Raw genomic sequence first — 21,452 nt, 5'->3', positions numbered from 1 at the left:
TAATGAATCAACACGATTCGGGACTCCAACACCACCATGCGGCATTTGCCGAGAAGAAAGTGACTTGGCTGGAACTATTTTATGATTTGCTTTTTGTAGCGGCCGTTTCCAAAGCGAGCCATGTATTGATACATGTCGAAAACGGCTCGATTCCAGTCGAATACTTATCGAAATTCGTGCTCATATTCGTTCCGATCTGGTGGGCTTGGGTGGGGCAATCGCTTTTTGTCAATCGGTTTGGACGAGATACCGTATCTCACCGAATATTTTTGATTCTACAATTGTTTTTCGTATTGATCATGACCGCAAGCCTATCGGTTAATTTCGATCAATACTATATTCCTTTCTTAGTTGGCTATGTCGGACTAAGAGCTATGACTGCCATTCAATATCTCTCGGTGAATAAGAAAGAAGAAACGCATAGAAAGAACACTGCCCGTTATTTAGGGAGCCGGTTTTGGATCGGGTTGGCGATCTCTTCTTTATCGCTATTTTTTGATTCTTGGATTCGGTATGCCGTTTTGTACGCGGGAATTATTATCGACATATTGCTCCCGTTAATCGGGCGGAAATACTTGGTCAAAAGTCCCATAAATACTCACCATTTAATAGAACGCTTCTCGTTGTTTACCCTTATTCTTCTAGGCGAAGCCGTTATCAGCATATTAACGGTATTGCAATCTACCCATTGGACTTGGCAATCTATTGCATTTGCGTCAATCACGTTTTTATTGATTATCGCTATGTGGTGGCAGTATTTTGACAACATCGAGAAGAAAGTGAACAAAACGATAGAAACCGCAGGGCAAACGATCATTTACGGTCATTTATTCATTTATTTATCGATGAGCATGATCGCGGCTTCGATTCAATTGCTGTTTTTGGAACAATTAAATTATTCGTTTATGCTAAGCTTTATTTTTGGATCCGTGCTGCTTTACTTTTTCTCGACCTCGTTGGTCTTTCATAAATATAGACCTGTACATCTAAGGTTGGGGAAATCTCATTTAGCGTTATTGTTAGGTTTGCTTGGAGTTTTTTTCGCAGTGGATTTGTTTTTCTTAATGCCGAACTACATCATTATTGGAGAAGTGATGGCTTTCTTTGCTGTATATGCTAAATTAACGACTTGAAAAATCGTACTAACGGAATACGATAACCGAGGAGCACGCTGCAAAGCGGCTTCTTTTTTTTATTAAAGCAGACTCTATTCATCGGTCGGAATCTTGCGCAAGTTGTTCCTTCTTAAATGCGCTCGGGGTAGTTTGGTAATATTTCCGGAATTGATTAATGAAATGGTTGTAATTATGAAAGCCGACGTCGTGACAGACTTCAGAAGGGCTGCGGTTGGAATGTTTCATCAGCAGAGCCGCTTGTTGAATGCGCATTTGATTAAGTCTGCCGATAATCGTTTCTCCCGTATCCTTCTTAAAGATATGAGATAACCTGCTTGGCGATATTCCTATTGATTTAGCGATATCATCGATCGTTATTCGATCTCGCAAATGGTTGGATAAGATGTGCAATACTTCTTCCGTTCTCGGATCGAAATTATCGATCCTTTTTTGCATGAGCAAAAACAGAATTTCCCGTAAGGCGTTCGTGCAAAGCTCATGTTTCCAATTGTACCTTTCTCTGGAGTAGATCAGAATTCGTTTAAAGGCATCGGCGATCCGCGTTCGGGTCGATTCGCTTTCGATGTGATCGATAAATAAGCTCTCCCGAGGAAGCAATTCCGGTTCCAGAGAGCGTACGGAAAAGTGCATCCAATAAAAATGCCAATGTTTCCCCTTCGCGGTGCCGTATTCGTGCGGCGTTCCTTGTTTCAGGATAGTGACATCGCCGGCGTTGCATTTTCCGGCAGTGTCAGGGGTACGGAAATATCCTTCGCCATCCAGCGTAAAAGTAATAAGACAATCATTCATGCCATGGGCGCGCGTGCATATATAAGCATCCGGTTCGTTAAAATGTCCGGTGACGACAACGTTTTTCGGAATTTCGGCGTAGGATGAAGGCTTATCGTAAATCATCCGGTTTCCTCCGTTCAGAGTTAAGTCATTATGTATGGGGTTCCAATAACGATCATAACTCAAAGGGAGGTATCAGCCAATAATATAGCAGGATCGTGTGATAAATCAGTATCTTTGTGAATTCATTTAAACCTGATGAACCTTCTATACTTGAAATGTACACAATCAGATACAGGAGGAATTTCGCGATGGACTATAAGCTCAGAGCGTTGACGAAAGAGCAAAAAGAAAAGTTTCTAACGGAAGGGTATTTGATCGTGAAAGGATTGTTCGCTCAGCAAGACATGGCTGTTATAGATGAGGTATTTGAGAAAATGAGCCATGAAACGATACCGGGGTACTTTGAGCCGGATCTTCAAGCGGACGCGACAGAACCGTTAAAGCGATATCCGCGCATTATGCATCCTCATCGATTCGATGAAACGGCAAAGAATTACATGCTGCACAAACCTGTACTGGAGGTGCTAACCGATCTGTTTGAAGAAGAACCGTTGGCTGCTCAAAGCATGTTTTATTTCAAGCCCCCGGGTGCCCGCGGACAAGCGCTGCATCAAGATAATTTCTATTTGAAGGTTGAACCCGGCAACTGTATCGCAGCCTGGACGGCGGTTGATGCGGCCGATGAGGATAACGGAGGGCTGATGGTCGTGCCGAAAACAAACGGCAATGATATCGTTTGTCCGGATGCCGCGGATCCGAATGAATCCTTCACGACCCATTACGTCAAACCTCCGAAAGATAAAAAAGCAGTTCCGGCGAACATGGATCGCGGAGACGTTTTATTTTTTAACGGCAACCTGATTCACGGCTCTTACCGCAATAAAACAAAGGATCGTTTCCGGCGCGCGTTCATTTGTCACTACGCAAACGAATCCGCGACTCATATCGGCAATCATTATCGGCCATTGTTCCGTGCCGATGGAACTCCGGTAGATCTCGAAACGAATCCGGATGGGGGGCCTTGCGGTTTTGAATTCGACGTTTTCTATCCCCACTGATTCAAGGAGTTTGGAAGTTCAAATGTCATGGTGGACGATGACGGGAGTGGAAGGAGACCATCGGCCTTGGAGCTTGGAGGAACGGTTTCATCGTATTGCCGAGGCCGGATTTGATGGGATAAACGGATTTTTGCCATCTCCGGAAGAAGCGGATACGTGGAGAAATCTCCTTGACCGATACGGGCTTTCCTTTAGCGTCAACGCTTATCCCAAAAGCGCCGAGGACATGATCTCTTTTTTGGATAAAGCCCAAACCTTTGGGAACATCTCATTTATTAATGCACAGGTAATGACCCCGTTTCTCATAGGTTCGGGGGCGGAAAAACTGATTGCGGAAATGACCGCTTTATCTCGAGATGCGGGGATCCCTATCTATATAGAAACGCATCGGGGGACGATTACGCAGGACCTATTGAGAACGGTGCATTATGTAGAACGCATAGACGATCTAAGACTATCCATCGATTTCTCCCATTATGTCTTGGCTGGCGAAATGCTCAATGTGACGGAAGAGGCCGAAGCGCTTTTGCAGAAGTTGCTTACGCGTACCTCGAGCATTCACGCGCGGGTATCGAACGGGGAACAAATTCAGGTCGATGTAGGCGTTCGCGGCGAGCATCCTATGATGCGGCATTTCGAACGTTGGTGGAAATCGGGTATGACTCACTGGTTAAATGATGTTGAACATGACAAGCCATTTCCTTTTATTTGCGAGCTCGGACCTCCTCCATATGCCATTACTTTAGATGAATACGGCAAGCGTCAGAGAGAGTTAGGCGATAGATGGACGCAATCCTTATTATTCGCTGAGACGGCTCGAGCGATATGGAGCAGCATGTTTAGCGGTCGCTGAAGAAGAAGCGTAAGAACGGATCTCTGCATGACCGGTCGTTACGGATAAATGATAACGATAGCCAGACAGATCATGTTGATCTATCTGGCTTTTTGGTTTGCGGATATTTCGAAACTCCCGTTTAGGGACATTAAGCTAATGAGCAGGATAGTTTAACGGATTCGCGAAATATTTAAAATGCCGGGAAGTTTTGCGAAGGTCGCCGACTGCCTGGCAATCAGTTTTCATTATTAATAATAGACGGCAGCCAGCCAGAGTTCGAATGGGAATGGAGACTTATGGGATGAGAATGTATACAGATCCTAAAGGCGATGCTTATGAGCAGGTAATAGATTTGGCTATTCGGAACTCGGAATGTTTTGTGCTTGGAGAAAAAATTCCGGCTGATGTGGTACGGGGCCGCCATTACGCAAGCGTATTGGAAGCGTTGGAACCTTACTTGGTGAAGACAATCGTAATCCAAGACAATAATAGGGATGAAATTACGCAAATAAGAAATACCTATCGCAGTCATGCCTTTTATACCGCGGGAACCTACTATTTTTATAGATGCTGCGAAGAAAGCGGCAACCTGCTGAAGCAAGCGGCATACCGCCTGTCGGATTGGATATATCCTAGCCTGCCGGAAGACTTGTGTTTCTTGAAAGAAGGCGGAGGAGACTACCTTTACTCGGTTGTACATGAACATATGTACGGAATTGAAGTAACCGAAGAAGAAGCAATCGAACTGATGGGCCGAATTACAGGGTTTTTTGTGAAATTAAAGGTTCACCGGAACCTGGACCGTCTGCTAGATGATGCCATTAAACATAAAACCGACCGGCTGTATATAAGTGGACATGGGCTGACAGAGCTGCCCGAGAGAATCCGGGACCTTACGGAGATACGCGATTTAGAAATTTTTGAACAGGATCTTTATCGTTTACCCGAAGGGCTGTTCGAGTTAAGCAAGCTTGAACGCTTGAAAATCCTGACGGCTGATTTGGAGAGTATTCCCGCATCCATAGCCAAGTTGAAGAACCTGAGAGAGCTTTGCATCCATTGCGCGAGCTCGGATCGGCCGACTCCCGGGTATCGGGCCCGGCCGAAGGAAGAGATCAGTCTAAACCGGATCCCGCCGGAGATTGGAGAGTTGGAACAACTGGAGCAGCTTACGATTCAATACACCTCGATCCATGAGCTGCCGCTCGAACTAGAGAAGCTGAAGAACCTGCGAATCTTGGACTTAGGAATGTGTATGATCAATCGGAAGCCTGATTTCCTCTCTGGTATGAAGCAACTGAATTACATTAATGTGTCGCAGAATTCATTGTGGGAAACGATTGAAACAGAACAGTAGGAAGAATCCCATCAATCGGCTATCATTAACGTTAAAGAACATCGGGATGACAGCTAATTACGGATAATACAAGGAGACCGGATGGACAATTCCATAAATATTCTCGTTGCCGAGGATGACAACGACATCAACAAACTGTTGTGCAGCATTATCAAAAAAAGCGGCTATGCGCCGCAGCCCGCTTTCTCCGGGACGGAAGCGCTTCTCTATCTGGAACAACGGAAATGGAGCTTGGTCCTTCTCGACCTGATGCTGCCGGGAATGACGGGCGAAGAGCTGCTCGAGCGGATCGGCGATGGACCAAGCGGCGTGCCGGTCATTATTATTTCGGCCAAGGGCGAGCCCCGGACCAAGGTGTCGGCATTGCGAGGGGGGGGCGGACGACTTTATTACGAAACCGTTCGATATCGAGGAAGTATCGGCGCGAATCGATTTGCATCTACGCCGGTATGCGCGGTCAGCGCAGCCGGCTTTGCCCGACGTGCTGCGGCATAAGGGGCTTGTGTTGGATCGCGACGCGAAATCGGTGACGGCGGATGGGACGGAGCTCGCGCTGACCGCCCGGGAGTATGAGATTCTCGCCTTGCTTCTATCGGCGCCCAAAAAAGTATTCACGAAAGCCAATCTATACGAAAGCGTATGGGACGAACCATTCTTCGGAGAAGACAACACGATCAACGTCCATATGAGCAATTTGCGGACCAAGCTGGCGAAGGCCGCGCCCGACAGCGAATTTATCGAGACGGTATGGGGCATGGGTTATCGGCTCAAGCCTTAAGACATTCTTAAGATTTGGCTTTAGATCCTCTTATGTTTTGGTTTCTATACTTGGTCTATCACATAAGGGAGGCCAAGACGGCGATGAGCGAGTATGTATTGCAAACGAATCAATTATCGAAGAAGTTCAAAGGCAGCGCGGCTTTGGATAAAGTGAATCTGTCCATCCGCAAAGGCTCCATATACGGCTTTATCGGTCAGAACGGAGCCGGCAAATCGACGCTGATCCGCATCGTTGCCGGACTTGCTTTTCCGACGGATGGAACGATCGAATTGTTCGGAGCCGGCGACGAGCGGGAGTTGACCCTCGCCCGCAAACGAATCGGCTCGATTATCGAGAGCCCCGCGTTGTTCCCCCATATGACTGCCGCCGAGAATCTAGAGGCGAACCGGATACTCCGGGGCATTCCCGGCAAAGATTGCGTCGCAAGGACGCTTGAACTGGTCGGGCTGCAGGGAACGGGAAGGAAAAAGGCTAAAAATTTTTCGCTCGGAATGAAGCAGAGGCTCGGCTTGGCGATCGCTCTGCTTGGCGATCCGGAATTTCTGATTCTGGACGAGCCGACCAACGGGCTTGATCCGATGGGCGTCGTGGAAATGCGCGAACTCCTCAAACGGCTTAACCGCGAGCGAGGCATTACGATTCTGATCTCCAGCCATATTCTAAGCGAACTTTCTTTGTTGGCGAGTCATTATGGCATCATTCATCGCGGCAGGTTGCTGGAGCAGCTCACGGCTCAGGAATTGCACGACAAGTGTCAGCAGTACGTGTTTATTAAAGTGGACGATCCGAACAAAGCGACAGCGGTGATTCAGAACGAGCTGGACACGGCCGATTTCGAAGTGATGCCGGATGGCGCCATCAAGCTGTACAGCCGAATAGAGAAGCCCGGCCGAATATCGTCTGCGCTATTCTCCGCAGGCCTGGAGATCGAGCGGTTTATGCCGATGGGCGAAGATCTCGAGAGCTATTTCACGAAGCGGATCGGGGGTGGCTCGCATGTATAATCTGATCAAGGCGGAGCTGTTCAAGCTGCGTAAAGACAGGGCGTTCCGCATGTTGATGCTCATACTTGCCGCATTCTCGCTGGCGTATCCGCTGCTCTACTATTTTGACAATATATCCGATGGGGATCCGCAAATCACGGGAGCCGAATTTTTGTTCGACTTTATCGCGGGCAACGCCTATGTCATCAAATTCGGCGTAGCCGTTCTGGCCGGATTCTTCATCGCCAACGAATATTCGACGGGTGTCATGAAGACGATCGCATCGTCCGGTAACGAAAGGGCACGGATCTTCGTAGCCAAATTGATCGGATTCACGATCGGAGCGATGGCTATCTCTCTCGTATTTCCGATCGTCAGCACAATCGAAGTTTCGTTACTTTCAGGTTTCGGTCATCTGCCAGAGGGGGGGAGCGCGTTCTTTATCCCGCGATCCCTCGGGCTGACATTGTTGTATGCGGCCGGCTATGCATCGATCGGGGCGCTGTTCACCTCCGTGCTGACCGACAGCGGAAAGACGATCGGCTTCTCGATGATTTTCTTCCTCATGATCGATTCGGTTTTGGCGGGCTTAGGTACGAAGATCCCTTTCTTTACTACTTTGTACGATTACTCTATCTTCAAGATGATCGGCGATATAGGCAAGATCAGCATCGACAGCGGAGATCTGCCGGCGCTCTTGCTCGTGCCGTTGCTGACGTTTGCGGTATCCGGGCTGCTCGGTATTCTTGTGTACCGCAGAAAGGAAATTAAATAACGGTGGGAGAGGCGGGGGAGTCTTGCTTATCCTAACGATCATGTCGGTTGCGGCAGCGGCTCTCCTTCTTGTCCGTCTGCTGCTGCTGAGGCGGGAATTAGGGCGGATGACGGAGCAACTGCGCAGCTACAACGAAAGGACGACAGGCAAAAAAATCGAAGTGGCGCTATTTGACCGAAGACTCGAAAATCTAGCGGAACAAATCAATCGCCAGTCCGATCTCGTAGTCGACGCGGAGGCACGCAGAAGACGGACGGAGAACGAGCTGCGGCAAGCGGTTGCGAACATTTCCCATGATATCCGTACTCCGCTGACGTCTATTTTCGGCTATATTCAACTGTTGGAAGCGGAGTCCATTACGCCTGAGGAGAAGCTCGAATACGTCACGGTCGTTAAAAACCGGACCAAACGGCTGCAGGCGCTGCTGAACGACTTCTTCGAGCTGTCCGTAATCGAATCTTCGGATTATCTCCTAAGAACGGAGCGGCTTGGAATGACCGTCCTGCTGTCCGACATTCTGATCGGTTTCTACGACCGGTTCAACGAACGCGACATTACGGCGGACATCCGGCTGCCGGAAGATGAGGTAGTTATATACGCCGATGAATCGGCCGTTCGGAGGGTCGTCGAGAATTTGCTTGTCAATACGATCAAGCATGCGGCCGGTCAGGTTGAAATTCGCTTCGAGCGGCAGCAGAAGACGGCTGTCCTAACGATCGTTAACGAAGCGAAGGGATTATCCGACAAAGACGTCAGGTTGCTATTCGACCGCTTCTATACGGTCGACCGCACCCGATCCGCCCAAGGATCGGGACTTGGCCTTTCCATCGCCAAAAGCCTGATGGACAAGATGAATGGCACGCTGACAGCGGAGCTGCGCGGAGATAACTTAACGATGACCTGCGGTTGGAAGCTGTGACTGATCACAGAAGGATGATGTTGATCGTATCCTAACGGTACTGTTTCCTTGAAGGAGTCGCTTTACGACGGTTACAACAATAACTCCATGGCTGTACGTTCTTTTTCCGCAATCTCGAGCAACAGTTTTGACGCATGCTGCAACTCCAGGAGATTGCCTGATCTTCCCGCACGGTCGATCGAAGCAGAGACATCGACCCATAATGGAGCGATTTCCGTAAACATACGGCAGGCTTGTTCGATTTTCGGGTCTGCCAGCCGATCGGCGCATTCTTTCAAGAAATCCCGGTATAAATTCCGAAACAATGCTCCACCGGTCCCCGCTCGTTCCATCAGCAATGCTATCAGGCATAGATCATGTTCGGAATTTTTGATGCGGGAAGGCCATTTCAGGATTTCGTCGCTCATCCTGACGATGCCTTTATTCCCGATATTGCGAATAGGCGGGTTCAAGTAGTCAAACGCATTATTGGCCAAGGCAGCGCGTATGGCCGGAATAAGCGGGGGCAAGGCGCCGATCGGGTCGAGCGTAAAAGAACGATTCCGCGAACTCATGGGCCCTTTTGCCTTTCTGGCCGAGCCCAGGCTTGTTAAACGCGTCTCTACCAGACCGCCCTGCTGTCTGGTGTCGGCCATGTAGGCATATTCGTCATTGTAGCCGTATAGGACCGCATAGTGACCGGGGAAGTGTACCTTATTTGTGAAATAATCCAAGTAATAGGAGTCCAATTTCAGCCCGACCGGTATGCCGCGATCGATGCAATGCCGTACGTTATGCCAGGCTTTGTCGACGGACGACGTCTCTTGAACGTTGACGGTCAAACCCAGCCTGCTTGCAAGGTTGGCCGTCAATATATCCGGTTTTACCCTTCCTCCGATGAAAGGGAAATCCATCCCTTTCGAGTCCCAATAAATGAATCCTAGCCCTTGCCCTAATCCGAACAGCATCGGTTCCGATAGCCGAACTTCCGCAAACTGCAGTAAATTGCCTATGGCAGTTGTCTCGCAATGTTCTCCTTGGTAAGGGACGAATCCCTCAATGATCCTCCCCATATTCCCCTAAATCCCCCAATAATTCGTTAATTAGTTTGGAAACAAACGTTCTTTCGCATTCGATCAGGACGATCGGATGCAGGAACAGCGTCCTTACGTTAAGCGGCAATAATTGAGCGCCTTGCGCTTCGTACTTCTGCCGTATTTCCGTTGTAGCCGTTCTAAGAAAATCCAACCTTTCCCGTAAAGCGGCGATGGCCTCGTCCTTCCCGATTAGAGGCAAAGCGGCCAGGCCGAGATCGAAGCGGATGTCGCGCTCCCGAGTTGACGATAGACTGTCCACAATTTCATTTTTCAATCGGATCATACCGGTTTCGGTTAGGGCAAATTGGGTCGGAACAGGTCCCTTGCCGGATTTTCTGTCGGATTCCCCGGAGGCGATCCATCCTTTATTGCTCAATTTTTTCAGTCCGGCATAAATGGATGTCGTGCCGATATTCGCCCATTCCCGATAACCTCGATGATCGACCATCTTCATAATATCGTACCCCGAAGCCTGACGGCATTCCGCGACCAATTGCAGCAGGATAAATTCAACGTTCGATATGGGGTGCATGCAAGACTCCTCATTAAACTATATTTCACACATGGAATATAACATTAGTGGAATAAAAGTTCAATACCCGAATGGAGAGCGAAACACGAGGAACGGTCCATTTGTTTTCCGAGGAGATCTTTACTACAAGAATGTAAGCGAAAATCCCGATTTATCGTCCATTTTCGTCAACGGAACGTAAGCCGAACAACAAAAATGTAAGCCCGTTGTTAAATTTCAAAAGCCAATAGGAATGCCCCGCGGGACGCCGAACTACTGTATGAATCACTGAACGAACGCGCAAATTATCCCCCCGGCCAAAGCACGGTCAATGCGCGAAAGCGACACGTTCAAACCTATTCAGACAGCATTCTCAGCGGAGGTTGGCAGATGATTGAATTCAAACAAGTAAGCAAGGTATACCCCGGCGGTACGGTCGGCTTAAACAAGATCGATCTCAAGATCGAAGCGGGGGAGTTCGTCGTTATCGTCGGTTTGTCCGGCGCCGGTAAATCGACGTTGCTGCGTTCCATTAACCGATTGCACGAGATTACGTCGGGCGAAATCCGAATAGACGGCCGGTCGATTACGTCCGCCGAAGGACGCCGGTTAAGAGAGATGCGGCGGAGCATCGGAATGATCTTCCAAAGCTTCAATCTAGTGAAACGTTCCTCCGTTCTGCGCAATGTGCTGGCCGGAAGAGTCGGTTATCACTCGACGATACGGACGCTGCTCGGCCTCTTCCCCAAGCATGATATGGAACTGGCCTTTAGCGCGCTGAGACGCGTAAACATGCTGGAGAAAGCCTACCAACGGGCCGATCAGCTATCGGGAGGCCAGCAGCAGCGGGTGTCCATCGCGCGCGCGCTGGCGCAAGAAGCGAAGATCATTCTGGCCGACGAGCCGGTCGCCTCGCTCGATCCGTTGACGACGAGACAGGTTATGGACGATCTGCGAAGAATTAATCGCGAGATGGGAATCACGACGATCGTCAACCTGCACTTCGTCGACCTTGCGAGAGAATACGCAACGAGAATCATCGGCGTACGCGCGGGAGAAATCGTATTCGACGGCCCGGTAGCGGAGGCGACGGACGAAGTTTTTTCGGCTATTTACGGTCGTCCGGTATCGGAAAGCGAACGATTGGGGGGCAGATCCGATGAAGCCGTCTGACGGTTATCCGGTTAAACCTTCTCCCAGCCTGAAGAAGTGGATGACGGTTGCCCTGTTGTTGATCTTGCTCTGGCTGTGCGCCACAGAGACGGAAGCGTCATTGGCGGAGCTTATCGGCGGAATACCGGAGATGGGGAAGTTTATCGCCAAAATGTTCCCTCCCGATTGGGAGTATTTGAGAGTAGTAGTCAAGCCGATGATCGAGACGGTACAGATGGCGATACTCGGTACGACTTTCGGGGCGATCTTCGCTTTGCCGATCTCCTTCCTGGCGGCTAGCAACGTGACCAAAGGCTGGATCGTGCGCACTCCCGCCAGATTCATCCTTAACTTATCCCGTACGATTCCGGATTTGCTGTTCGCCGCCCTTTTTGCCACGGTATTCGGATACGGACCTCTCGCGGGAATGCTTGCGCTTAGTTTCTTCTCTTTCGGAATTCTCTCCAAATGGGCTTACGAAGCGATAGAAACGATAGATAACGGTCCGATGGAAGCGATGACCGCCGTCGGGGCGAACAAGCTGCAATGGATTTTTTTCGGCGTTATCCCGCAGGTGCTGGCGCAGTTTATCGGATTCGCGATGTATATGTTCGAGATTAATATCAGAGCGGCGGCGATCCTCGGTATCGTCGGGGCTGGCGGCATCGGAATCTACTTAAACCGGACGTTAGGGATGTTCCGCTACGACCAGACGATCGTCATTATCCTCTTTACGCTCGTTCTTGTCCTCGCGATCGACGCGATCAGCTCCAGAATCAGGGGGAAACTCATATGAATAACAAGACGAGCTTGCACATGCCGAGCCCTCCCAAACCTTTCTATTCCCGCGTGAAAACGTGGTTGGCGATCGCGGTCGTCGCGGCGGTCTATTCGTGGGCATTCTCCGGCATTCCTTTTACCGGCATCAAGGAAACCGCATGGCAAATCACGAAGGCGGTATTCAGCGGATTATTCCATCCCGATTGGGATTACGTCTACTTGGCGGAAGGAGAAGATTTGCTTAGAGGACTGGCGGAGACGTTAGCGATCGCCTTGCTGGGAACGACCATTTCGGTGTTTCTCACCATTCCGTTCGCGGTATGGGCTTCGCGCAATTTGATCAAAACGAGGTTGTTTTCCGGCGCCTCGACCTTCACGCTTAGTCTCATTCGGACGTTTCCGGACATTATCATGGCCATTATTTTCATTAAAGCGGTAGGTCCCGGCGCTTTCGCGGGCGTGATGACGATCGGAATCAACTCGATCGGGATGCTCGGCAAGCTGAACTCCGAGGCGATCGAGGACTTGGATATGGGGCCTTCCGAGGCGTTGAAGGCTTGCGGGGCGAACCGTTTGCAGACGATATGGTATGCGATCGTGCCGCAGGCGATTCCGTCTTATCTCTCGTTTGCTTTGTTCCGTCTGGAGATTAACGTGCGGTCGGCCGCGATTCTCGGCATGGTCGGCGCCGGGGGAATCGGAACGCCGCTGCTCTTCGCGCTGGAAGGACGTACATGGAGCAGGGTCGGCGTTATCCTGCTTGGCATCATCGTACTCGTAACCGTCATCGATTGGATATCCGGCAAGCTTAGACGCAGGCTGGTGCAAGGGAAAGCGTAACAAGAGAAAACCCGGACGGTCGTAAGCCGCATGAAGGGCTTCGGATCGTTCGGGTTTGTTGTTCGCGGTTGAAGCTAACTTGAAGCGATTATTGCAGCGCCTTCGAATATTCGCGAACGGAATCGAAGTTGCTGTCCGTGCTCTTCGCATAGCCTTGGTGCGAGTAGATTTCGAAAATGATTTTACGGCTTTCTTCGTTCGTGCCCAAACCGATGAACGCGTCTTGGATTTTCGTCATCCACTCTTTGTTCATATCCGAGCGCACGGAAATCGTATCGTTAGGAATCGGAGTCGTGAAGTGAAGCACTCTCGTTTTCTCGAACACGTCCGGTACGTCTTTCAGTACGATGTTCCGGGCGTCTTGGAAAATCGCGGCCGCGTCGGCATCGCCGTTAAGTACGGCCAGTACGCCTTTGTCATGGCCTTTCAGTTCGATTCCAGTAACATCGGTATTGGGATCTACGCCGGCTTTTTTCAATTCTACCGCAGGATATACGAATCCGGCCGATGAGGTTGCGCTTTGCCAAGCGATTTTCTTGCCTTTGAGATCCGCCAGCGTTTGGATATCGGAATCCGCTTTGACGATAATCATCGATTTGTAGCTGTCGGCCAATTCCGTCGTAGGCTGACCGTCCGCATCGTTTACGCCGAAACGTTGAGCCTGCAGGATAACTTCGGCCGCGCCCATTTCCTTCGCTTGCACGTATGTGTTAGGAGGCAGGAATCCAACGTCGACTTTCTTGGATTGCATCGCTTCGATAATCGTATTGTAGTCTGTCGACACGCTTACTTTTACGGGAATGCCAAGCGCGTCGCTTAGCAGCTTCTCCAACGGCTTAGCTTTCGCTTCGAGCGTTTCGGCATTCTGGGAAGGGACGAATTGCACGGTTAATTCCGTAGGAACATATCCTGTTTCTTCAGGGCTCGGGCTTGCTTCTTGGCTTGGGCTAGCGGATTCGGTAGCCGCGGACTCCGAGTTAGACGCGGAAGGTTCGGCATTCGACCCCGAATTGTCGTTCTTGTTACCGCACCCGGCTAGGATGAGCAATACGATGGAGATGACGAGCATGAAACGCATTTTCGGCAAACGGTTAAGCATGATTTCTGTTTCCTCCTCTATCTAATGGCAAGAATGGGTACTACATGCCTTAATCTACCATCGAACTATTTTGTTAAATGAAGTTAAGTATTAAATCTAGCTTTACGATTGTAAAATATTCGTTTTACAAATCCATATCGATAGAAGAAAGGAAGACCGCAGCATGATCGAAACCCCGACGATTCAATTCACGATACTCGCGACGAGCGATATTCATGGCCACGTCCTACCGATTCGTTACGTAGATAACGAGGCGACGGAATACGGTCTATTAAAGCTTGCAGCGATCATAGAGCAGACGCGCGCGGACGATGGCCATGTGCTGTTCATCGATAACGGAGATTTGTTGCAAGGCACCCCGCTGGCTTACTATCATGCATGCTTGGACGACGCTTCGGCGCACCCGATCGTCGATCTCATGAACGCGCTGCGGCTGGATGCTTTTATCCCGGGCAATCATGAATTCAACTACGGGCTCGGGTTCGTCAATCGGGCACGAGAGCAATCCGAGTTCCCGTGGCTGTCCGCCAACGTGCTCAGGGAAGGAACGGATGAGCCGATCTTCGGTTGTCCGTATCGGATCTATTCTTTGCAGGGCGGCGCCAAGATCGGCCTTCTCGGATTAACGACGCAGTATATCCCCAATTGGGAGCGACCGGATCACATTGCCGGCTTGGCGTTCGAATCGGCGGTGAGCGCGGCGAAAAGATGGATTCCTATTATGAAAAAAGACGGAGCGGACGTCATCGTCGTCTCCTACCATGGCGGGTTCGAACGCGACGTCCATTCGGGGGAAGAAGCGGAGGAGCCGACGGGGGAAAACGAAGGCTGGCGACTGTGCCGCGAGACGGAAGGGATCGACGTGTTGATAACCGGGCATCAACATCAGCGGATCGAGGGAACGCGGGTAGGGAAGACGCTTGTTGTTCAGCCGGGATACCAAGGAAGTTGCTTAGCCCATATCGAACTCAACCTGCAACGTCGATCCGATGGCGCTTGGTTCGTGAAGACGAGCGGCGGAAGACTGCGCGAAGCGGGCAAAGTCCAAGCGGATCCGCAAATGATAGCCAGGGTGCAAGCTTGCGAAGACAATACGCAGCGCTGGCTGGATCAGCCGCTGTGCGAAGTGCGCGGGGAGATGCGGGTCGTTGATCCCATGGCGGCGCGAATAGAAGAGCATCCGTTGATCGAGCTCATTAACCGTATTCAAATGGAGGCGGCGGGCGTAGGGATTTCTTGCACGTCGTTGTTCGATAACTTGGCGCCGGGATTCGGTCCGCGCGTGTCGATGAGGGAGGTGACGGCGAATTATCCGTTTCCGAACACGCTTAAGGTGTTGCTCCTGAGCGGACGGGATATTCTGGAAGCGCTAGAGTGGACGGCGGCTTATTTCGCATGCGGGGAAGACGGAACGATTATCGTAGATCCAACCTATCTTTCGCCGAAGCCGCAACATTACAATTACGATATGTGGGAAGGGATCGAGTATGAGATCAACGTCTCCCGTCCGGTAGGAAGCCGAATAGAGTATTTGCGATATCAAGGGAAACCGATCGAACCGCAAGGCGAGTACGAAGCGGTAATGAATCATTATCGCGCGTCGGGAGGGGGCAACTACCGAATGTTCCGCGGCAAGCCGATCGTTCGGGAAGTGACGGTTGACATGACGGAGCTCATTGCCGAATACTTAACGAAGGCGGGTATCGTTCACGCCGGAACGAACGGCAACTGGATCGTTCGCAGCTAAGGGAAGGTGGCTTCAAAATGGCGGACACTCATGTGTACACGAAAAAGGAAGAGATAGCGAATGCGATCACGCACGGCATCGGGACGTTGCTCAGTATTGCCGGACTAGTGCTCCTTATCGTATTCGCCAGCTTGGAAGGGACGGCATGGCATGTCGTCAGCTTTACGATATTCGGCGTTACGATGCTGCTGCTCTATACGGCCTCGACGTTGGTACATTCTTTTCCGGAAGGCAAGGTCAAGGATTTGTTCGAGACGTTCGATCATTCGTGCATTTACTTGTTTATTGCGGGAACGTACACGCCTCTTTTGCTCGTAACCTTGCGAAGCCCCTTGGGATGGACGCTATTCGGTATCGTATGGGGGCTGGCGATCGCGGGCGTCGCATTCAAAGCGTTTTTCACGAAAAAGTTTCTGGTGCTGTCGACCTTGTTTTATGTGTTTATGGGATGGCTGATCGTGTTCGCATGGAAACCGCTGAACGCGCTGTTAGTGCCCGAGGGGCTAAGATTGCTCGTGATCGGCGGAGTTCTGTACACGGTGGGTTCCGTCTTCTACGTTTGGCGAGCCTTCCCTTACCATCACGCCGTATGGCATTTGTTCGTGGTCGCAGGTTCGGTCATGCACTTTTTCGCGATATTGCTCTACGTGCTTTAGAATTTCTCCCGAGAGGAGTTACTCCCCGGGAAGTAAACCCAATCGTTGCGCGGCGATGACGGCTTGAGTCCGCGAAGAGACGCCGAGCTTGCCGTAGATTCGGGAAGCGTACACTTTGACCGAGCCTTCGGATAGAACGAGCTTCTCCGCGATCAGCTTATTGGAGGCTCCTTGTCGGATCAAGCTCAAGAGATGGATCTCCGCTCGGGTCAAAGGTTCCACGAGAGAAGGGAGTTCGCCCGAGCCTTCCGGCTTGCCGGATTCGGGTTTCGGAAAAGTATCGAGCAACATTCGGACATACGTTTCCGACCTCGCGGTTTCCGATTCCGGGGATGACGAAACATACTTGAGCAACAGCTTCTGCATTGGGGCACCGACATCCACGAAACTCCGAATATATCCGTTGGCCTCGCCGAGCGCCAGCGCTTCCTGAAGACAATGAAAGGCGTTCGAACGCTGCCCTAATTGATCTAGCAAGAGAGCTTGGTTAATGGAAATTTCCGCCAGGCCCATTAAGCTTCCTTCGCGCCGGGCTTGCGGCTTGAGAAGCTCGAGCAAGCGAAGGGCTTCCTTTTCCTTATTCTGAGCGCCAAGCAGCTTAGCGAGCGCGATAAACTCGAATTCCCTATTAAACGTTGGCTTGTCTTTGGCTCTTATGTCCAGCTTGCCGGCTTCTCTCTTGGCTGCCGGGAGCCGGGCCATGCGGACGAGCAACTCAAGCTTAGCCGCAAGCAAACAAGAAGCCCAATGGCTCTCGGGCAGCTTAGCCGCGAACTGAAGCGCCTCGTCCAACGTCTCAAGGGCAAGATCGAATTGATCTCTCACCCCGTATAATTTCGCTTGAGTAATTCGATTAGGCACGAACAGTCCGGGTACGGCCTTAAGCCGTGCGGCACGTTCGACCTTGTTTAGCAGAGCTTGGCTTTCCTCCAATCGATTCCATTCATAGAAACCCTCGGCCAGCGATTGAACGACGTATAGGTTAATTAACGAATCTCCCCAACCGTGTTTTTCCAGCACTTCGGCGAATAGCATGCCGATTTTCTCCGTCTCGGCCGTAAGAACGCCCTTTAACCCGAAAGAAGATCTGCGGACAAGAGGCTCCGTCATATTGTAGTTGAAATTGTAGAAAATCGGATTATGCGGCAGAATATCGTCCAGTATTCCGCTAATGAAAGTAAGCCACTGAGCGAAATCCCCGTTGGTAAACAATAAATTCGATTTCACGAACAGCAACCCGCTTTGCAATTGTTGGCGCGCTTCTCCGGGTTCCATTCCTAACAGGGAACTATCCAGCCGGACCAGTTGTCGATTCGCGCGTTCCGGTTGTCCGGTCACGACGAGGAGGAAGGCATAGAGCAGCAGCATCTCCGGCGAAAGCCCGGACTCCTCCGGAAAGCTATCGAGCCAATGCAGCAGGGTAGGGAATTCCCCTCTCTTCAGAACGTGCGAGGCATGACGGGTAAGCAAGCTTTCCGTCAGTTCGTATTGCTCGGCGGCAATCGCGTGATCGATCGCCTCATCCATTAACCCTCTGGCCGAGAGACTCTTGCTCGCATCGAGATTCGTCCGAATCCATAGCTCGGGATCGTTTTTTCGGACGCGGTTGCGCAGAAATTCCGCGAACAAATGGTGATAGCGGAACCAGGCGTCGTGGTCGTCCAGAGAGACGAGGAACAGATTCATCGCTTTCAGCTTCTCCAGCATCTGCCCCCCGTTGAGGAGATGGGTGACAGCATCGCAGGCTTTGGCATCCAATCGCTCGAACACGGAGGTACGCAGCAAGAAATCTTGAATGTCGGCGGGTAGCTTAGCGATAACCTCATGAAACAAATAATCGGCTACGTCGCGATGATAGCCTTTGAATTGCTCGATAAAACGATCGTAATCGTCATCCGTTCGCAGAGAGATCGATACCAATTGCAGCCCCGTGGCCCAACCTTCCGTCTGAAGATTCAGTTTCTCGATCTGTTGGGAAGAAAGAGGGATTCCGGCGACTTCGCGATAGAACGATTCCGATTCCTCTACTGTGAATTTCAAGTGAGCGGCATCGATCGCGTTTAGCTCCCCAAGGACCTTCCATTTCACGGAGGGGAAGGGGAGGTCATTACGGCTGGAGAGCAGGATATGGATAGGTTTCGGAGCATGTTCGATGAAGTACGCGATGCTATCGTGAATGCGCGGCTCCTTGATGACATGGTAGTCGTCGAGAGCCAGTACCATGGGATGAGGAACCGTATGCAAACGATGAATGAACGCATCGAGGAACGTGCTCATCGAAAGGCTAGGCATCGTGCGAAGCAACTGCTCGTATGGGTTTCCGTCCGCGCGAGGGAATGAGGAAGCCAGCGCTTCGGCTACGTATCTCCAGAAGCGGACCGGGTCGTTGTCCATCTCGTCAAGGGCAACCCAAGCGACGGCATGCCCGGTTTGACGAACCCACTGACTTAACAGGGTCGTCTTGCCGAAGCCGGCTGGAGCGCTGACGACGGTTAGCCTGCCTTCTATTCCTTGTTCGATGAGCTGAACTAGCCGTTGCCTTTGCACCAGATTTTTTCTGGAGACGGGGTGGCTTGTTTTGGTATGGAGCAAGATCGGTTCCGAGGACGAATTCATAGGACCTCCGCAAATACTGACAGGTTTTTCGTATCTTTCTATTATAACCTTCTATTATTCGCGAAATCGACAGGGAGTTAACTTTCGTTGGCTCATAGGGAGGGTTCTTTTTTGTCTATGGAATTTTATAACAGCTTCATCGGTTTCTAATCATTTGTTAAGGTTCGTACTCTAGAATAGATCTGCTGAATATGCGTTTAAGCCTGAATAGAAGGGGCAGACCAATGAGGATTCTCGTGGTGGAGGACGACCGACCGCTGCTCGACGCGGTGGGGACGTTGCTCAGGGAAGAAGCTTACCAAGTGGATGAAGCGGACAACGGTGCGGATGGATTGTATTTGGCGCAGCAGCGCGTTCACGATCTGATCGTATTGGACGTTATGCTGCCTGGAATCAACGGCTTGTCCGTTCTATCCGAACTAAGGGCGCAAGGAATCATGATGCCGATTCTGCTGCTCACGGCCAGGGACAGCGTGGAGGACCGCGTGATGGGTCTGGATTCCGGTGCCGACGATTATTTGATCAAGCCATTCGCGACGCCCGAATTGCTGGCGCGCATTAGGGTATTGCTGCGTCGGCTCTCCCCCGGCGCGCCGGACGGAGAGCTTCATTACGGACTGCTTTCCGTAAAATACCAATTCATGGAGGGGTACGCGAATGGCGAACCTCTTAAGCTAACGTTGAAAGAATATGAGTTGATGGAGTACTTGCTGCTGAACAAGGAGCAGATCCTAACGAAAGAACAGTTGCTGGATAGGGTATGGGGAATCGACTCGGAAGCGGGTTTGGGCGTCGTCGACGTTTACGTGCACTACTTGCGCAAAAAACTCGCGCCTTCCGGCTGCGACCGGTATATCCATACCGTTCGCGGGGTCGGTTACATGTTGAAGGAGAAAAACTGATGTTCAATCGTATACGCGCCCAGCTGACAATTCGCAACGCCGCCGTTTTGTCCGTCATTTTGATTGCTCTGAATTTATCCGTATTTTTTATCATGAAGAAAATGCTGTTCGCTCAAGTCGACCAATCGATGGAGAAGGTGAACGCGAACACGACGGTAGCCGTTTCCTCTAAAATGATAAACTCGGAATCTTTGCCGGCGTCGGCCGTTCCCGCGCAGAAAGCCGTCACGTTCCGAATAGGTCAGATGGACAGGCCGATTATCCAATTGTTTTGGACGGATGAAGACGAGCCCATGCCGATGCTCGGCAAGAGCACGTTCAGCGAAGAACAACTGAAGCAATTGCAACCGAAGCTGTTCGGCTCGTCGCCGAAAAACGTTAAGGTGGGCGATCAGTATTTTCGCGTGCTGAATATCGGCGACTTGGATATCCCCGAGGTGATCGGAGCGGACGGCAGCGCTTATCGAATCGTGACGCAACAGTTGCTGAGCAATGTCTCCGCGGAAATCGGGATGCTGCGCCGTTTGCAATTCATCCTGTTGCTAGGCGGCAGCGTCGGACTTCTAGTCGCTATTGCCGCCGGATTTTATTTAGCGAACCGATCTCTTATCCCGATCCGGGTTTCCCTGGAGAAACAGCAACAGTTCGTATCGGACGCTTCCCACGAGCTGCGAACTCCGCTGTCGGTCATCCAGGCTCATGCGGAGCTCTTGCTGCGCCACCCCGGCCATACGATCGAGCAGGACAGCAAACATGTGTCCACCGTCTTGCAGGAAGCACGGCGGATGAGCAAGTTGGTCGGCGGCCTGCTGACGTTAGCCAGGTCGGATTCGAATCGGCTAGAGTTGGAGCGAAAGACGGTTCAATTCGATAGAATCGTTCAGGAAAGCGTGAATAAGATGCAACTGCTGGCGGAGGTCAAGGACATCATCTTGAATGCTGAGATCGACTCGCCAATTCCGATGAACGCGGACGAAGAACGCCTTCACCAGCTGCTCGTAACCGTGCTCGACAATGCGATCCAATACACGCCGGAAGGCGGGGTTGTCCGCGTCGTTTGCCGTAAATTCGCTCACTCCGTTCAGCTCGAGGTCGAGGATACCGGAATCGGCATCTCTCCCGATGATTTGCCCCATGTTTTTGACCGCTTCTATCGCGGCGACAAAGCCCGAACAAGGCGAGAGGGCGGGTCCGGTCTCGGTCTTGCCATAGCCCAATGGATCGTAGAGCGGCATGGCGGCAAAATCCGGTTGGAAAGCAAGCTATCGACCGGTACTCGCGTTACTGTCACATTGCCTATATAAAGGTTAGGCCTAGTAACTCCCAGGCTAGCAAGATGAACCGGGGAGTTTTTTTTGTTCTTTTTACCCTGTTTTCAGCATCGTTTAAGCTTCC

General features: G+C 51.0%; 19 protein-coding genes and 1 pseudogene. 15 read left to right on the top strand and 5 right to left on the bottom strand.

Annotated elements, in window-relative coordinates; genetic code table 11:
• Nucleotides 1-2 precede the first annotated feature (2 nt).
• A complete protein-coding gene (locus FPL14_RS08210) occupies nt 3-1,133 on the top strand; it encodes a low temperature requirement protein A (RefSeq protein WP_182302530.1) in 1,131 nt (376 codons plus the stop codon).
• A gap of 78 nt (nt 1,134-1,211) precedes the next feature.
• On the opposite strand, the gene FPL14_RS08205 is transcribed toward FPL14_RS08210, so the two are convergent.
• Nucleotides 1,212-2,030, bottom strand: a complete 819-nt coding sequence (locus FPL14_RS08205; protein WP_182302529.1) for a helix-turn-helix domain-containing protein — start codon at nt 2,028-2,030, stop codon at nt 1,212-1,214.
• Between the two features lie 188 nt (nt 2,031-2,218).
• Here FPL14_RS08205 and FPL14_RS08200 point away from each other — a divergent pair, with 188 nt between their 5' ends.
• From FPL14_RS08200 to FPL14_RS08170, 7 genes and pseudogenes are all read left to right on the top strand, one after another.
• A complete protein-coding gene (locus tag FPL14_RS08200) occupies nt 2,219-3,028 on the top strand; it encodes a phytanoyl-CoA dioxygenase family protein (RefSeq protein ID WP_182302528.1) in 810 nt (269 codons plus the stop codon).
• 22 nt (nt 3,029-3,050) lie between these two features.
• A complete protein-coding gene (locus tag FPL14_RS08195) occupies nt 3,051-3,881 on the top strand; it encodes a sugar phosphate isomerase/epimerase family protein (RefSeq protein ID WP_182302527.1) in 831 nt (276 codons plus the stop codon).
• A gap of 283 nt (nt 3,882-4,164) precedes the next feature.
• Nucleotides 4,165-5,220 (top strand): leucine-rich repeat domain-containing protein, encoded by a 1,056-nt coding sequence (locus FPL14_RS08190; protein WP_182302526.1) that lies wholly within the window; start codon nt 4,165-4,167, stop codon nt 5,218-5,220.
• Nucleotides 5,221-5,301: 81 nt separating this feature from the next.
• A pseudogene (locus FPL14_RS08185) lies at nt 5,302-5,998 on the top strand (response regulator transcription factor).
• 83 nt (nt 5,999-6,081) lie between these two features.
• The gene (locus FPL14_RS08180; RefSeq protein WP_182302525.1) at nt 6,082-7,005 is read left to right on the top strand and encodes an ABC transporter ATP-binding protein; all 924 of its coding nucleotides are present in this window, start codon (nt 6,082-6,084) and stop codon (nt 7,003-7,005) included.
• The gene (locus FPL14_RS08175; protein ID WP_182302524.1) at nt 6,998-7,759 is read left to right on the top strand and encodes an ABC transporter permease; all 762 of its coding nucleotides are present in this window, start codon (nt 6,998-7,000) and stop codon (nt 7,757-7,759) included. The genes FPL14_RS08180 and FPL14_RS08175 overlap by 8 nt, the downstream gene beginning before the upstream one ends.
• A 22-nt stretch (nt 7,760-7,781) precedes the next feature.
• Nucleotides 7,782-8,678 (top strand): sensor histidine kinase, encoded by an 897-nt coding sequence (locus FPL14_RS08170; RefSeq protein WP_182302523.1) that lies wholly within the window; start codon nt 7,782-7,784, stop codon nt 8,676-8,678.
• 71 nt (nt 8,679-8,749) lie between these two features.
• Here FPL14_RS08170 and FPL14_RS08165 read toward each other — a convergent pair whose 3' ends face one another.
• The gene (locus FPL14_RS08165) at nt 8,750-9,730 is read right to left on the bottom strand and encodes a BtrH N-terminal domain-containing protein (RefSeq protein WP_182302522.1); all 981 of its coding nucleotides are present in this window, start codon (nt 9,728-9,730) and stop codon (nt 8,750-8,752) included.
• Complete coding sequence (locus tag FPL14_RS08160; protein ID WP_182302521.1) at nt 9,714-10,286, bottom strand: PadR family transcriptional regulator; 573 nt, start codon at nt 10,284-10,286, stop codon at nt 9,714-9,716. The genes FPL14_RS08165 and FPL14_RS08160 overlap by 17 nt, the downstream gene beginning before the upstream one ends.
• 369 nt (nt 10,287-10,655) lie before the next feature.
• On the opposite strand from FPL14_RS08160, the gene phnC reads away from it, so the two are divergent.
• The 3 genes from phnC to phnE (FPL14_RS08145) are packed head-to-tail and all read left to right on the top strand — an operon-like array spanning nt 10,656 to nt 13,037.
• The gene (phnC, locus tag FPL14_RS08155) at nt 10,656-11,438 is read left to right on the top strand and encodes a phosphonate ABC transporter ATP-binding protein (protein WP_182302520.1); all 783 of its coding nucleotides are present in this window, start codon (nt 10,656-10,658) and stop codon (nt 11,436-11,438) included.
• Nucleotides 11,425-12,213 (top strand): phosphonate ABC transporter, permease protein PhnE, encoded by a 789-nt coding sequence (gene phnE / locus FPL14_RS08150; RefSeq protein ID WP_182302519.1) that lies wholly within the window; start codon nt 11,425-11,427, stop codon nt 12,211-12,213. Before phnC ends, phnE (FPL14_RS08150) begins: the two co-directional genes overlap by 14 nt.
• Nucleotides 12,210-13,037 (top strand): phosphonate ABC transporter, permease protein PhnE, encoded by an 828-nt coding sequence (gene phnE, locus FPL14_RS08145; protein ID WP_182302518.1) that lies wholly within the window; start codon nt 12,210-12,212, stop codon nt 13,035-13,037. Before phnE (FPL14_RS08150) ends, phnE (FPL14_RS08145) begins: the two co-directional genes overlap by 4 nt.
• Before the next feature lie 88 nt (nt 13,038-13,125).
• Here phnE (FPL14_RS08145) and FPL14_RS08140 read toward each other — a convergent pair whose 3' ends face one another.
• Nucleotides 13,126-14,136, bottom strand: a complete 1,011-nt coding sequence (locus tag FPL14_RS08140) for a phosphate/phosphite/phosphonate ABC transporter substrate-binding protein (RefSeq protein ID WP_182302517.1) — start codon at nt 14,134-14,136, stop codon at nt 13,126-13,128.
• A 163-nt stretch (nt 14,137-14,299) separates the two neighbouring features.
• Between FPL14_RS08140 and FPL14_RS08135 the strand changes: the two genes are divergently transcribed.
• Together FPL14_RS08135 and trhA are read left to right on the top strand one after the other, a co-directional pair.
• Nucleotides 14,300-15,883 carry a bifunctional metallophosphatase/5'-nucleotidase gene (locus FPL14_RS08135; RefSeq protein ID WP_182302516.1) on the top strand — a complete coding sequence of 528 codons (1,584 nt, stop codon included), beginning with the start codon at nt 14,300-14,302 and terminating at the stop codon, nt 15,881-15,883.
• Nucleotides 15,884-15,900: 17 nt separating this feature from the next.
• Nucleotides 15,901-16,539, top strand: a complete 639-nt coding sequence (gene trhA / locus FPL14_RS08130) for a PAQR family membrane homeostasis protein TrhA (RefSeq protein WP_182302515.1) — start codon at nt 15,901-15,903, stop codon at nt 16,537-16,539.
• An 18-nt stretch (nt 16,540-16,557) separates the two neighbouring features.
• On the opposite strand, the gene FPL14_RS08125 is transcribed toward trhA, so the two are convergent.
• Nucleotides 16,558-19,155 (bottom strand): winged helix-turn-helix domain-containing protein, encoded by a 2,598-nt coding sequence (locus FPL14_RS08125; RefSeq protein ID WP_182302514.1) that lies wholly within the window; start codon nt 19,153-19,155, stop codon nt 16,558-16,560.
• A 224-nt stretch (nt 19,156-19,379) separates the two neighbouring features.
• On the opposite strand from FPL14_RS08125, the gene FPL14_RS08120 reads away from it, so the two are divergent.
• Together FPL14_RS08120 and FPL14_RS08115 are read left to right on the top strand one after the other, a co-directional pair.
• Nucleotides 19,380-20,057, top strand: coding sequence for a response regulator transcription factor (locus FPL14_RS08120; RefSeq protein WP_182302513.1), 678 nt, complete (start codon nt 19,380-19,382; stop codon nt 20,055-20,057).
• Nucleotides 20,057-21,361 carry a sensor histidine kinase gene (locus FPL14_RS08115; RefSeq protein WP_182302512.1) on the top strand — a complete coding sequence of 435 codons (1,305 nt, stop codon included), beginning with the start codon at nt 20,057-20,059 and terminating at the stop codon, nt 21,359-21,361. The genes FPL14_RS08120 and FPL14_RS08115 overlap by 1 nt, the downstream gene beginning before the upstream one ends.
• The last annotated feature ends 91 nt before the right edge of the window (nt 21,362-21,452 follow it).

Origin of the sequence: Cohnella cholangitidis (assembly GCF_014107495.1) — a bacterium.
Lineage (GTDB): Bacteria > Bacillota > Bacilli > Paenibacillales > Paenibacillaceae > Cohnella > Cohnella cholangitidis.
The sequence above is the reverse complement of the archived record's forward strand: the minus strand, read 5'-3'. Positions and strand labels throughout refer to the sequence as shown.